The sequence below is a fragment of the Bartonella sp. Raccoon60 genome, from assembly GCF_002022585.1.
Taxonomy (GTDB): domain Bacteria; phylum Pseudomonadota; class Alphaproteobacteria; order Rhizobiales; family Rhizobiaceae; genus Bartonella; species Bartonella rochalimae.
Map to the genome: position 1 here is coordinate 313,836 of NZ_CP019786.1, position 14,476 is coordinate 328,311.

A 14,476-nucleotide genomic window follows, 5' to 3' on the forward strand; every position below is an offset into this window, starting at 1 on the left:
GGTTTTATATTTATCAGTTGTGCTCAAGCCCTGGAAAAATTGGGTGATGAAGCTTTATCTCTTTTGAAGATTCCTTTAGATATTTAATTTAAAGATGTCTTTACTCTCAAAGAGGCATTGTAGCTTTTTTCAGCCATTTTTTATCTCTTTTATCAAGGTAGGGTGCATTAACTTGATAAACACAGGCATGATAGTTGTTAAGCCACTGTTTCTCTTGTGTTGTTAAAAGTTCTATGTAAAGCTTAACTCTATTTATTGAATAGTTTTTATTTAGTAAATGTTAATAGAGAAATCCAATACGTAAAAATTTACTTTTATGATAAATAACTTGAAATGTGTTTATCTATTTAGTATAATCCATAATGTATTCAGTTTATTTTGAAAGATTATTGGTATTTTAATGTTGCGCGTTTCTTTTTTCTTTCTTTCTTTCTTTCTTTCTTTCTTTCTTTCTTTCTTTCTTTCTTTCTTTCTATTCCTTTAGCTAGTCCTTCTGATCCTGTTAGTTCGTCTGAATCTGTTAAGAGGTGTCAGAAAAGTAGAGCTGCGAAGAAAGTTAAATCTTCTTCAAGTCAGAAGACCACTATGGAATTGGGTAGCCGTACTTTCATTGTGGAAGAGTGTAAAGAAAGTATAAATGGACAGATAAGTGACCGAACATATCAAATGAGAAATAATTCTAAACGGAATAAAAGTAGTAAGAAAAACAGTGAAACTTCTGAAACCAATGGAGTAATTGGTATATATTCGAGTTCGAGTGATGAAGAGAATAAAAAAAATACGACTAGTGATGTTAATGTAAATAGAGTGCAAATTCTAGGCCCCGTACGCAGTGATAATGATATTTATATTGGTATACTGCTCGGGGAATGGGGAACAATTGTTGCTAATAAATTGACCTTAAAAGACCTAACGATAGGTATTTCTGTTGTAGAAAATAGTTCGGTAAACGCAGATGAGACATTGATAAGTAATAATAAGATTGCTGTTAAAGCTAAGGGTTCAAGTTCTATAGTTGAGCTATTGGATACAAATATTTTAGTATTAAAAGGGGATAAAGGTCTTTTCACTACAAAAGGCGGCTCGATTCAAATGCAGGGTATAGATAAATCGGATGCAGGCATTAATTTTATCGAAGGTTACGCAGTTTATATGAATACAGGAGAGGTTTCTTTAGAGAAAGTTAATATTATTAATGATACTATTAATGATAATACTTCTGGCCAGACGAACGAGAATGTAGGTTATAGTAGTAGTGCTGCCGTTTATATGCATCCACAGAGTACTTTTGAGATGAAGGAAGGGAAAGTTCATCTCAAAAGTGGGAATGGATTTGTGTTTGACTTTTTACCATATGAGGCTACAGAAGATTATGAGACAGCAGATGAAGATGAGAGTGACGATGAAGAAGATGATGATGAGGAGAAGAAAGAGAATGTAAATCTTGAAAATGTAGACATTAAAATAGAGGGTGATAAATATTATGGCATGTATGGAGTACCTTCTGTTAGTGATAGCGAGGGCGGGGAGCTCGCTGTTAGTGATAGCCAGGGCAAGGGGCTCGAAAGATTCGCAACTATTTCTTTGAAAAAAACAAATTTTATTGTTCCTAATGGTACCGCTATTTATAATGGTGTTGAGGCGGAGCTTACTTTTAATTTATCAGATACAAAACTTTCCGGTGGTCTTTTGCTAGAAGGTACTAGCGGGATTATAAACATTAAAGCTAATAACTCACAGCTCGAAGGGGGTGCTTTAATTTCTGGTTCAGCTGAAGCGCGTTTGAAATTAGAGAATAACTCGATGTGGACTTTAACAAAAAGAAAATCACGGGGTGATCGAGGGAATGAGGGAACTGATAATAATAAATCATTTATTTCTACTGTGACACTTAAGAATAGTAAAATTATTTTTGAAAAGCCAAGCGATAATGTTTATCAAACACTCTCTATTGGCACAGGGAATAGTCTTGTTTATACAACAGAGGGTAATGCGGAGCTTTATCTTAATAGTTATTTAGATCAAAGTAACTCGGATACAGATCGGCTTTTAATCGATGGTGATGTATCTGGTGTTACTGTAGTTTCTGTTTCTACAACAGTAGGAGATCTAGGAGATAAAACGGGTTCAGGTAATACCCAGGGTGTTTCGCTTATTCAAGTTTCAGGTACAGCGCAAGAAGATTCCTTCAAACTGAAGGATGATTATATTACAGCAGATAATTTACCTTATCAGTATGTTCTTTCTGCGTATGGTCCAAGTTCCCAATTAGGGCAAGCGGATCCAGGACAAAAGTTGGTTGGTCAGAATGGAAAAAAAGGTGAGCACTCTAGTAGTAATTTTTGGGATTATCGGCTGCAAAGTAAATATATTACTCCATCAGAACCGGAACCAGTGCAACCAGCACCATCGCCAGAACCACCAGTGCCCTCAGAACCTGAGGATCCGATAAAACCAGATTTACCTGTAAAAAGAGTACCGGCAGTTGTGCCACAACTCCCAAGTTATTTGCTTTTACCTCATGCTTTATTTCATACAGGTTTGGTCGATGTAAGTAATCAACATGAACTGTTGGAAATCATGCAAAGTGCTTTTCATGAAGCGGCTAAAAAGAGCAAGACAAACTTTTTCATCCGTGGTTATGGCAGTAACCATAGTTATACTTCCAATTTGTCTGTTTTTGAATATGGTTATGGAGCTGATCTTGACTATAATAATGCGACAGTAGGAATTGTATTCAATACATTAGAGAGTAAAGATAGTACTTCGTCCTTTGGAGTTATGGGCGGTTATGGTCAGCTCTCTCTTCATCCTCGTGCAGTTAAACACAGTCAAAAGAGTGTTTTTGATAAATGGTCAGGCAAGCTTTATGCGAATTTGGATCATGATACAGGCTTTTATGCGAATGGCTTTCTCTCGTATGATTTTTTTAAGGGCGACGTTGTCACTCTTTCTCGTGGAAAAACAGCAGAATTAAAAGGGAGACTTTTGAGTGCTGCTTTATCGGGTGGTCAGGCCATTATCACAGGCTATCATGGTTTTATTGTTGAGCCACAGCTTCAAGTTATTTACCAGTCTCTCCTGTTTGATGAAGCGCGTGATATTGATCGGTTTGATATTGATTTAGGAAAGCATGATCAATTGATAGGGCGGATAGGTGGTCGTTTAATAAAAGCTTTTGCTTCTTCCGAAAAGGGACATGTTGTTTCCTTTTATAGTAAACTTCATGTTGCGCATAGTTATGAAAAGAAGCGGATAGTGCATTTTAAAGATGCATTTCAGTTAGGTGCATTCGGTTCTACAGTTGAAACAGGTGCGGGTGTTCATGCCCAATTGTCTAATAGGATAGCACTTCATGGTGATTTGCTATACCAACATAAATTAACCAAAGCTGGCTTTTCTGGAATTAGTGTTTCGGGTAGCTTGCGTTATCAATTTTAAAAGCAAGGATTGGTTTTATATTTGTCAGTTTTGCTCAAGTCCTAGAAAATTGACTGATGGGCCTTTTGCTCATCAGCCTTTTATCTATGCGTTTAATTCAGCTTTATAAATTTATTAAGAAATGCTTTTTTGTATTCAGTGTAAAGCTTAACTTTATTTATTGGATAGTTTTCATTTAGTAAATGCTAATAGAGAAATCCAATACGTAAAACCTTACTTTTATGAAATAACTTGAAATGTGTTTATTTATTTAATATAATCCATAATGTATTCGTTTTATTTTGAAAGGTTATTGGTATTTTAATGTTGCGCGTTTCTTTTTTCTTTCTTTCTTTCTTTCTTTCTTTCTTTCTTTCTTTCTCATACTTAATACTCTTTTAGTTAGTCCTTCTAATGTTTCTTTTGCTAATGAGGCTGGTTCTGTTAAGAAGTGTCAGAAAAATGAAGCTAAGAAGGCTGCGAAGAAAGGTAAATCTTCTCCAAGTCAGAAGACCACTATGAAATTGGGTAGCCGTACTTTCATTGTGAAAGAGTGTAAAGAAAGTGCAGATGGACAGATAAATGACAAAACATATCAAATGGGAAATAATTCTAGACGGAATACTAGACAGAATAGTGGTCGTAAGAAAAACAATACAACTTCTATAACCAATGGGGTAATTGGTATATATTCGAGTTCGAGTGATGAAGAGAATGAGAGTGAAGAAGAGGATGAAAAAAATACGACTAGTGATGTTAATGTAAATAGAGTGCAAATTCTAGGCCCCGTACACAGTGATAATGATATTTATATTGGTATACTGCTCGGGGAATGGGGAACAATTGTTGCTAATGAATTGACCTTAAAAGACCTAACGATAGGTATTTCTGTTGTAGAAAATAGTTCGGTAAACGCAGATAAGACATTGATAAGTAATAATAAGATTGCTGTTAAAGCTAAGGGTTCAAGTTCTATAGTTGAGCTATTGGATACAAATATTTTAGTATTAAAAAAAGGGGATAAAGGTCTTTTCACTACAAAAGGCGGCTCGATTCAAATGCAGGGTATAGATAAATCGGATGCAGGCATTAATTTTATCGAAGGTTACGCAGTTTATATGAATACAGGAGAGGTTTCTTTAGAGAAAGTTAATATTATTAATGATACTATTAATGATAATACTTCTGGCCAGACGAACGGGAATGTAGATTATAGTGGTAGTGCTGCCGTTTATATGCATCCACAGAGTACTTTTGAGATGAAGGAAGGGAAAGTTCATCTCAAAAGTGGGAATGGATTTGTATTTGACTTTTCACCATATAAGGGTACAGAAGATTATGAGACAGCAGATGAAGATGGTGATGAAGATGAGAGTGACGATAAAGAAGATGATGATGAGGAGGAGAAGAAAGAGAATGTAAATCTTGAAAATGTAGACGTTAAAATAGAGGGTGATAAATATTATGGCATGTATGGAGTACTTTCTGTTAGTAATAGCCAGGACGGGGAGCCCGAAAGATTCGCAACTATTTCTTTGAAAAAAACAAATTTTATTGTTCCTAATAGTACCGCTATTTATAATGGTGTTGAGGCGGAGCTTACTTTTAATTTATCAGATACAAAACTTTCCGGTGGTCTTTTGCTAGAAGGTACTAGCGGGATTATAAACATTAAAGCTAATAACTCACAGCTCGAAGGGGGTGCTTTAATTTCTGGTTCAGCTGAAGCGCGTTTGAAATTAGAGAATAACTCGATGTGGACTTTAACAAAAAGAAAATCACGGGGTGATCGAGGGAATGAGGGAACTGATAATAATAAATCATTTATTTCTACTGTGACACTTAAGAATAGTAAAATTATTTTTGAAAAGCCAAGCGATAATGTTTATCAAACACTCTCTATTGGCACAGGGAATAGTCTTGTTTATACAACAGAGGGTAATGCGGAGCTTTATCTTAATAGTTATTTAGATCAAAGTAACTCGGATACAGATCGGCTTTTAATCGATGGTGATGTATCTGGTGTTACTGTAGTTTCTGTTTCTACAACAGTAGGAGATCTAGGAGATAAAACGGGTTCAGGTAATACCCAGGGTGTTTCGCTTATTCAAGTTTCAGGTACAGCGCAAGAAGATTCCTTCAAACTGAAGGATGATTATATTACAGCAGATAATTTACCTTATCAGTATGTTCTTTCTGCGTATGGTCCAAGTTCCCAATTAGGGCAAGCGGATCCAGGACAAAAGTTGGTTGGTCAGAATAGGAAAGAAGGTGAGCAATCTGATAATGATTTCTGGGATTATCGGCTGCAAATAGTATCGACAGTTGTGCCACAACTCCCAAGTTATTTGCTTTTACCTCATGCTTTATTTCATACAGGTTTGGTCGATGTAAGTAATCAACATGAACTGTTGGAAATCATGCAAAGTGCTTTTCATGAAGCGGCTAAAAAGAGCAAGACAAACTTTTTCATCCGTGGTTATGGCAGTAACCATAGTTATACTTCCAATTTGTCTGTTTTTGAATATGGTTATGGAGCTGATCTTGACTATAATAATGCGACAGCAGGAATTGTATTCAATACATTAGAGAGTAAAGATAGTACTTCGTCCTTTGGAGTTATGGGCGGTTATGGTCAGCTCTCTCTTCATCCTCGTGCAGTTAAACACAGTCAAAAGAGTGTTTTTGATAAATGGTCAGGCAAGCTTTATGCGAATTTGGATCATGATACAGGCTTTTATGCGAATGGCTTTCTCTCGTATGATTTTTTTAAGGGCGACGTTGTCACTCTTTCTCGTGGAAAAACAGCAGAATTAAAAGGGAGACTTTTGAGTGCTGCTTTATCGGGTGGTCAGGCCATTATCACAGGCTATCATGGTTTTATTGTTGAGCCACAGCTTCAAGTTATTTACCAGTCTCTCCTGTTTGATGAAGCGCGTGATATTGATCGGTTTGATATTGATTTAGGAAAGCATGATCAATTGATAGGGCGGATAGGTGGTCGTTTAATAAAAGCTTTTGCTTCTTCCGAAAAGGGACATGTTGTTTCCTTTTATAGTAAACTTCATGTTGCGCATAGTTATGAAAAGAAGCGGATAGTGCATTTTAAAGATGCATTTCAGTTAGGTGCATTCGGTTCTACAGTTGAAACAGGTGCGGGTGTTCATGCCCAATTGTCTAATGCTATAGCACTTCATGGTGATTTGCTATACCAACATAAATTAACCAAAGCTGGCTTTTCTGGAATTAGTGTTTCGGGTGGCTTACGTTATCAATTTTAGCCTTTAAAGATTAGTCTTGTTTTTATTTTGAACAATTAAACAGTTATTTGTGAGTTTAGTTAAGTTGTTTAGCCAAATTCACAGATATTTTGATTTTATGCGTAGTTTAATTTCAGTAGTTAATCATTTTGAAATTCTTGTTATTACTTTTGATCATTCTATGAATGGGGCTAAAGTTGAAACGCATATTGCTTTTAATAATGTTGAAGGTGGTAAAATAGCTGCTGGGGTTTTGTTTGAAATTTAGGTGGAAAAGAGAAAGTTATCGAACTAGAATTTCTTGAGCGTTCGTCGCACGTGAACGAGGACAGGGTTTTAATGAAGCAGGAGCTTCTTTAGAATTGAATATAACTGCAAAGTAATCAGCAAATTTTGATCGTATCCAAGGGATTAATATGACTGAAAATTTTTTACAAATGTATAAGGATGTTTATACTATTTTTGCACAGAATGAAGAGATGGCTTTGAGAGAGGAGTGCTTTCTATATAGGCGTGGACGTCACATTATAGTGATTGGTTTTGAGGGCACAGATGAGGAGGTAGCTTCGTAAATTAGTATGCTTTATGCAACGATTTTTTAGAAATTAAGTGAAATTTTGGACATTAGGTGTGGAAAATAGTATATAAACTCATTACAGGTAAAGCAGTGGAAAATTAATTTCTATTTCATTAAAATTAGTGATAAAGAATAAAGAAAAGGACAGTAAATAAAGTTGTATGTTTCTCATAGAGAGCTTTCTAGAAAAATAAGGCAAAAAATTATATATGTCTACACTTTTTATCGCTGTTTTTAGCAATGTTGACATTGATATTATATGCTAGGTTTTTGATTATCTCTTAAAAGACGAGATACTTCGTTTAAAAATTTTTTTTATGGAAGTAGGAGGGAAGGAAGCTAATTAAAACCGTTGCGATGAGTAGAAGAGGTCTGTCTATCGGGCTTGCTAGTTAGAGTGGGAATGATGCTTTAAGAATGTTTGCTTGTTAGTACTTTGAAAATCTTCTGTTGATTTGAGCTGCAGATTTTCAAATTGCATGTTAATCCGAAGTGGAGGAAATACAATTATTATTGCAGGGGATATCTAATATGGGTGTTAAGTTAGAAGATATCGAGTAGACAAGAAAAGTAATTTGTTGTTCTAAGATTTTGATGATGCAGCTAGAAAGTTCAATGGATTTAATATTGGCTGCAGCTAGAGTTGAGTATGACACTTAGTAGAGATTCAGTATCTGTAAATGATTTCCTCAAGAATTTTATCATTTGGCTCGTGTTATGACACTTGATGAAACAAAAACCAAGAAATTAACAGATATTTATCCAGCGGATATAAAAACAGCTCATTTAGTGGTAAAAAGTATTTTTAGAGCGTGGATTAGAAATATTTGTTATAAACATGGGGAACGAAGGAGTCTCTTTTTCACAAAGAGTAAAGCCGTTGTTGTTCTTTCTTTTAAGCTAAAGAGAATTGATACTGTTGCAGCTGACAATAGCTTTAATGTTGGTTTAGTTACTGGTTTAATAAAAAACATGCTTTTGCAGAAAGAATTCGTTTGGCAGCTGCATGTGGTTCTTTAGCAACTGCAAAAAAGGAGCATCTGATTCCGCTCTATCGTGGGAAGAAATTAATGCTCTTCTTCAAAGTCAGAGCGTAGTACAAATTCAATACATAAGATAAAAATTTTTTATTGCTGCGTTCATAAATATTAAGGTCGCAATTCTTTAATAGAAGTATTGCGTGTAACTTTTTTAATTTATTCAATTTCCATTAAGGTGTCTTTTTTGTTGAATAGTTTCGACTAGAAAAAACAAATTTTTCTGGCCTTTTGAGATTGAATGCCAGTACAGTACCATTGATTATGAACATCCTGAAATACCTAAAAACATATTGATTTTTCACAATAGTTACTTGAAAAAACTTTCAATATATCTCCGATCTCAAAAGAGAGACGAATATGATAGAAAATCAATATGTTTTTTAAACTTCTGTGATTTTAAACAAAATTTTTGGAAATGATTTGTAATATGTAATTTTTTTAAATTATTACCAACAGATGCAGATAACGCTTAATTACTTTTCCATACATAATGGTGAGATGCCATAAAAAAGCTAATTTTACCAGGTAATAAAGACCAAAAGCGTCCTTATTACCTGATAATAAGGCAATCATGTATATTTAAAATATAAAAGCTATTGATTAGAAAGTGTTTCTTTATGTGCTATACTACGAATGAGTAAATCGATGAATAAACTAAGAGCGTAAGAGTTAGCTAGCTTTGCTTTCATATTAACGAGGGAAGTTGCTGCTTTAGGATTAAGACCGTTAGGAACACCTTGTGATAATAAGTATTGCTGTAATTTCTCATAAGAGCTTTCGATTTTTTCTTGATTTGGCTCATCGCTATTTACACTATTTGTGAGAATATCTTCAAGCCCTTCGATTTTTTTAATGAAATAGTCCCAGTCAAATTCCCCTTTAGTGTATTCAGTATCGAACATTTTACCTTGCCCAGTTAAAAGCCAATTGATATTGACCCCATACAACATACGATATGTTTGTAATACACTGAGATTAGGCTCTCTTTCTCCACGCTCATAAAAAGCAATAGAGTTTTTTGTCATATTAAATTGTTTGGCTAACGTTTCACGCGGTGGATCACCTAAGGCAATACGTATATGACGTAGACGTTTTCCAAATATAGTTTTCGCTTCTGTTTCAGGACGCGCCATGAATTATCTCCCTCAAATAAATCATTACGGTGTGGGCTTTTGTCCATAAAGGCACACAATGTACCATTATACCATTACTTTATAATAACATTTGTAGTCAACATTTATAATTTTAGTTTTCTTATTTTTTTAACTTTTTAGTGAAAATTAAAAAAAACTATAAATTTTTATTAGTATTTTATAATTATTTATCTTTCTTATCTTGAAAAAAATAAATTTGTCAAATTTTCTCTTGTTTTTTCTCAAAGAGATTCCATATAATTCCTTCTGTGTGTATTATGCATTTTATATTGTGTCTTACGATACGGTACTTCGATTATACAAATGTAGGTTGAAGAGATGGACTTTGAGGAACAATCATGGCCCTGTTAGGTTATTTTAGATGGGCTTTTTTCTTCACAATTATCGGTATTTTGGGAGGAGGGCTTATTGGTTGGCTGGAAACAGGGGCCATTGTTGGCTGTTTTAGATATTTTTTTATTTGCTGTGTTTTAGGAATTTTAGAAATTTCTTTATCTTTTGATAATTCTATTATCAATGCACGTTTTCTTGGAAAAATGAATCAATTATGGCGTCATCGTTTTTTGACATGGGGCATTTTGATCGCGGTGTTTGGTATGCGAATTATTTTTCCATTGTTGGTGGTTGCTGTTGCTGCTTGGATTAATCCAATTGCTGCAGTTCAATTGGCAATATGGGAGCCTCATCAATATGCTGCAATTTTAACGGATGCTCATGACAGTATTGCAGCTTTTGGTGGAACCTTCCTTATGATGGTTGGCTTAAAATATTTTTTTGATCCAGAAAAAAAAGTACATTGGCTGACTTTTATAGAAAAGCCAGCTCAAAGGCTGAATTCATTCGTGAGGATTGATATTATAATTATTCTGATTCTCATGTTATTTTTTCAGGTCAGATTGTAGCAGAAAATAAGTTAACTGTTTTATTAGCAATGCTTTATGGGCTTTTGACATTTTTGATTGTCGAAGCAACTTGTTCACTTTTGGATTCTCAAAAAAATACTTTGATTACAGTTTCTAAAGGAGGAGCAGGTTTGTTTCTGTATTTAGAAGTTTTAGATGCTAGTTTTTCTTTTGATGGTGTTGTAGGCGCTTTTGCCTTTTCTCATAATCTTTTTATCATTGCTATTGGTCTTGGTATTGGTGCATTTTACGTAAGAGCTATAACGATTATGTTGTTTGAAACAGGAACATTATTGCATTATCGTTATCTAGAGCATGGTGCTTTTTATGCAATTTTAGTCTTGGCTGTGATTATGTATATGCAAATTATTATATCTATTCCTGAAGCATTAACAGGGTTCATTGGCATATGTATTATTGGAATAGCATTTTATTCTTCTCTTCGTTTTAAATCTAATAATCTCAGATGAATAAATTACATTGCAATAATAAGAATATGAAGACTTTTTATTGCTATCATAGTAGTTGGAGGGAGATTAAGAGACCATCAATAATTCTACACCAACTTCATTCATAGCTTTGAGCATCGTATCGAGTGATCCATTTAGATCAATACCAGCACAAGCGTTTAACAAAACCTTGACTTTAAAACCGCATTTTACAGCATGTAGTGCAGAGAATCCAACACAGAAGTCAGTTGCTAAACCGCACATAACTAAAGTTGTAAAATCATGTTCTTTAAGATAACCGTGTAATCCTGTTGGTGTTTTCTGGTCATTTTCAAAGAAGGCGGAATAACTATCAATTTCTTTATTATAGCCTTTCCGAAGGATAAGTTGCGCTTTTTCAACTTTGAGAGATGGATGAAATTCCGCTCCTTGTGTTCCTTGTATACAATGATCAGGCCAAAGTATTTGAGGGCCATAGTCAAGATTAACAGTATCATAAGGAGTTTTCTCTGGATGAAAAGACGCAAAGCTACAGTGGTTTTTGGGGTGCCAATCTTGGGTGAAAATAATATGATCAAAACGAGCTATAAGGTTATTGACAGCAGGGATAATGGCATCGCCTTGTGGTATTGCAAGTGCTCCGCCTGGTAAGAAATCATTTTGAACATCAATAACGATTAAGGTTTGTTTTTTCATGAACTTATTCCAGTTCCAGTGAGCTGGTAGACGCTTTGTGTTTTAAAAGATTATGTTTCATCATGAAGTTTTGAAATGATATGATGAATGTCAGTACTCATTTTATTATCATCAAACCAAAAAAAAGGAATAGATAAATCTTTACGGTAATTGTGATAATTTTTTATCAATTGTAACCATTTGCCAATAGATAGAGAATGGTAGTCAGTAACTGCCATATGTTTGCGCAGAGCTTTGTTAATCATAGGACTTTGGACGTCAGATCCTAGGAGATAGCATTCGTTTTTTAAACGCAGTTTGTACCACATTAAAGGAAAGAATGAATCCCATTTTGGTTTATGACACAAGAGCGAAGAAAAGAGATAGGGATTTTTTATAGCATATTGTATAGCCCATAGGATAAGGAAAGAAGGGGCATAAAGGATAGGCTTATCTTGTAGTTCTGTATGGCATTGATAGATTGGTTTGATACGGTAAGAACATAATTTCAAATCTGGTATAGCAAAAAGAGATGATTTTTGATAACACGTCTCAGGCAGAGCTAAGAGTATTTGCTTTTTTCTTTTCAAAGGAATGTTTTTTTGCATTTAAAGTCGCAGTAGGGCTTGTGAGATCAGAAAAAATATACCAATATAGAACAAGGAGCTATTAGAGCAATAATTAAATATTATGCGTTACAAAATTTAAGAAAAGCTTCATAACGCAAGTTGCAATAATAAAGAGAAATTTATGGCACGTCAATTTATCTATCATATGGCTGGGCTTAATAAGGCTTATGGCAATAAGAAAATTTTGGAGAATATCCATCTGTCTTTTTATCCAGATGCAAAAATTGGTATTTTAGGTCCAAATGGTGCAGGTAAATCAACCATTTTACGTATTATGGCTGGATTAGATAAAGAATATACAGGAGAAGCATGGCTTGCTGAAGGAGCACGTTGTGGCTATCTTCCGCAAGAACCTGTTCTTAATACACATAAAGATGTGCGTGGAAATGTGATGGAAGGGCTTGCTGATAAGCAAGCAATTGTAGATCGTTACAATGAACTGATGATGAATTATAGTGATGAAACAGCTGATGAAGGTGCTCGACTTCAGGATATTATTGATAGTCAGAATCTTTGGGATTTAGAAAGCCAAGTAGAAATGGCTATGGCTGCTCTTGGTTGTCCATCAGGGAATGAGGATGTGACAAAACTTTCAGGAGGTGAAAAACGGCGTGTTGCCCTTTGTAAATTGCTTTTATCAAAACCTGACTTATTGCTTTTGGATGAACCGACAAATCATTTAGATGCTGAAACAACAGCTTGGCTTGAAAGGCATTTACGTGAATATCCAGGTGCAGTGCTTTTAATTACCCATGATCGTTACTTTCTTGACAATGTAACAGGTTGGATTTTAGAATTAGATCGCGGTAAAGGAATCCCTTATGAGGGTAATTATTCTGCTTATTTGGATGCTAAAGCTAAACGTATAGCACAAGAAAGTCGCGAGGAAGTTGCTCGCCAGCGTGTATTGTCACGCGAGAAAGAGTGGATAGCCTCTAGTCCAAGGGCTCGTCAAGCAAAATCGAAAGCCCGTATTAAGGCTTATGATACATTGGTTCAGGCAGCGCATGAGCGTCATCCTGGGGAGGCGCAGATTATTATTCCTATTAGCGAAAGATTGGGACAGGTTGTTATTGAAGTTGATAATTTGTCAAAAGCATATGGTAATCGTGTATTAATTGATTCTCTTTCTTTCAAGTTGCCTGCAGGCGGTATTGTTGGAGTTATTGGTCCTAATGGTATGGGAAAATCGACCTTATTTAAGATGTTGACTGGGCAAGAGAAATTAGATTCAGGACAGATCCGTATTGGAGAAACAGTTCAAGTGAGTTATGTTGACCAAAGCCGTGATGCATTGGCAGGTGATAAGACTGTTTGGGAAGAAATTTCCGGCGGAAATGAAATCATTAAGTTAGGTAAACATGAAGTGAATAGTCGTGCTTATTGTGGTGCTTTTAACTTTAAAGGTACAGATCAACAGCAGAAAGTAGCGCAGCTGTCAGGAGGACAGCGCAATCGTGTGCATTTGGCTAAACTTTTGAAAGAAGGAGGAAATGTTCTTCTTCTTGATGAGCCAACAAATGATCTTGATACAGAAACATTGGGTGCGTTAGAAGATGCATTGGAGAGTTTCGCTGGTTGTGCGGTTATTATATCGCATGATCGTATGTTTTTAGATCGATTAGCAACACATATTTTGGCTTTTGAAGGAAATGGCCATGTGGAATGGTTTGAAGGTAATTTTTCTGAATATGAAGCAGATAAGGTTAGCCGTCTTGGGCCAGATTCTATTAATTCTAGGCGTGCCAATTACAAACCTCTTACACGTTAAAACTATTTGTTTTAAGTGGTACTGAGGTGATATTGATATCGTTCGTGCTTTCTTCACGTTTTAAAAGGCGATTTGCGCCCCATTCAATGAGTGTTTTGTTAATTGCATCAAAGACAAAAAAGAGCGCTGAATCTCGATCATAACCTTCACAAAGTAAATTATCATACTCTGTATGTTGATGTCGTATATGAGCAATTGTTGCGAGCCAAACTGCAATGGAAGGAGGAAGATATTTCATAGAGGTTCGTGTAGCAGCAGTATAAATACATTGGCTATCAAGGTATGGAACTTGTGGGATAAGAGTTATTAGTTCTTTAGAAATTTTCTGTTTTCTGCGTATTGTCATAGGAGTTTATTTTCATTTTATTTGATAACACAAAAATGGTACTTTAATTGATCATTTAATGGCTAGTGTGTTGATTAACACATTTTATTTATAGATTTTAGTATCAGTAATTTGGCGCTTAGGAATATAAAGTATATAGTCAAATATATTTTTATAGAAATAAAGATAATTTTTTTAGCGTGTTTATCGTTAAACTTATGTGATGTTTGCTCTAATAGCTAGGTTATGTCGCAATTTCATATTAGGTATTTGC

The 14,476-nt window shown here is 35.0% G+C and carries 10 protein-coding genes and 2 pseudogenes; 7 read left to right on the forward strand and 5 right to left on the reverse strand.

The features are described 5' to 3' along the window. Window positions 1–106: 106 nt before the first annotated feature. Window positions 107–265, reverse strand: a pseudogene (locus tag Bra60_RS01245) (M24 family metallopeptidase C-terminal domain-containing protein); the annotation flags it as partial. 113 nt (window positions 266–378) lie between these two features. Here Bra60_RS01245 and Bra60_RS01250 point away from each other — a divergent pair. The 5 genes from Bra60_RS01250 (at window position 379) to Bra60_RS01260 (ending at window position 8,277) form a co-directional block, all read left to right on the forward strand. Continuing rightward, complete coding sequence (locus tag Bra60_RS01250; RefSeq protein ID WP_236823954.1) at window positions 379–3,441, forward strand: autotransporter outer membrane beta-barrel domain-containing protein; 3,063 nt, start codon at window positions 379–381, stop codon at window positions 3,439–3,441. 281 nt (window positions 3,442–3,722) lie between these two features. Continuing rightward, on the forward strand, window positions 3,723–6,701 hold the full coding sequence (locus Bra60_RS01255; protein WP_236823955.1) for an autotransporter outer membrane beta-barrel domain-containing protein: 2,979 nt from the start codon (window positions 3,723–3,725) through the stop codon (window positions 6,699–6,701). A 97-nt stretch (window positions 6,702–6,798) separates the two neighbouring features. After that, on the forward strand, window positions 6,799–6,948 hold the full coding sequence (locus Bra60_RS07105) for a hypothetical protein (RefSeq protein WP_153300869.1): 150 nt from the start codon (window positions 6,799–6,801) through the stop codon (window positions 6,946–6,948). Between the two features lie 148 nt (window positions 6,949–7,096). Further along, window positions 7,097–7,252 carry a hypothetical protein gene (locus Bra60_RS07110; RefSeq protein WP_153300824.1) on the forward strand — a complete coding sequence of 52 codons (156 nt, stop codon included), beginning with the start codon at window positions 7,097–7,099 and terminating at the stop codon, window positions 7,250–7,252. A gap of 722 nt (window positions 7,253–7,974) precedes the next feature. Then, a complete protein-coding gene (locus Bra60_RS01260; protein WP_153300870.1) occupies window positions 7,975–8,277 on the forward strand; it encodes a hypothetical protein in 303 nt (100 codons plus the stop codon). Between the two features lie 613 nt (window positions 8,278–8,890). Here the strand turns inward: Bra60_RS01260 and Bra60_RS01265 are convergent. Continuing rightward, window positions 8,891–9,430 carry a helix-turn-helix domain-containing protein gene (locus tag Bra60_RS01265; RefSeq protein WP_035006210.1) on the reverse strand — a complete coding sequence of 180 codons (540 nt, stop codon included), beginning with the start codon at window positions 9,428–9,430 and terminating at the stop codon, window positions 8,891–8,893. Window positions 9,431–9,789: 359 nt separating this feature from the next. Between Bra60_RS01265 and Bra60_RS01270 the strand changes: the two are divergent. Then, window positions 9,790–10,823, forward strand: a pseudogene (locus Bra60_RS01270) (DUF475 domain-containing protein). Window positions 10,824–10,889: 66 nt separating this feature from the next. On the opposite strand, the gene pncA reads toward Bra60_RS01270, so the two are convergent. Then, window positions 10,890–11,498: a bifunctional nicotinamidase/pyrazinamidase gene (gene pncA / locus Bra60_RS01275; protein ID WP_078688363.1), complete on the reverse strand. Its 609-nt coding sequence runs from the start codon at window positions 11,496–11,498 to the stop codon at window positions 10,890–10,892. A 50-nt stretch (window positions 11,499–11,548) separates the two neighbouring features. Further along, window positions 11,549–12,085 (reverse strand): hypothetical protein, encoded by a 537-nt coding sequence (locus Bra60_RS01280; protein WP_078688364.1) that lies wholly within the window; start codon window positions 12,083–12,085, stop codon window positions 11,549–11,551. 142 nt (window positions 12,086–12,227) lie between these two features. Between Bra60_RS01280 and ettA the strand changes: the two genes are divergently transcribed. Next, window positions 12,228–13,877, forward strand: coding sequence for an energy-dependent translational throttle protein EttA (ettA, locus tag Bra60_RS01285; RefSeq protein WP_078688365.1), 1,650 nt, complete (start codon window positions 12,228–12,230; stop codon window positions 13,875–13,877). Here ettA and Bra60_RS01290 read toward each other — a convergent pair. After that, the gene (locus Bra60_RS01290; RefSeq protein WP_078673624.1) at window positions 13,867–14,223 is read right to left on the reverse strand and encodes a DUF2293 domain-containing protein; all 357 of its coding nucleotides are present in this window, start codon (window positions 14,221–14,223) and stop codon (window positions 13,867–13,869) included. The two genes, ettA and Bra60_RS01290, sit on opposite strands and share 11 nt — an antisense overlap. Window positions 14,224–14,476: the final 253 nt, after the last annotated feature.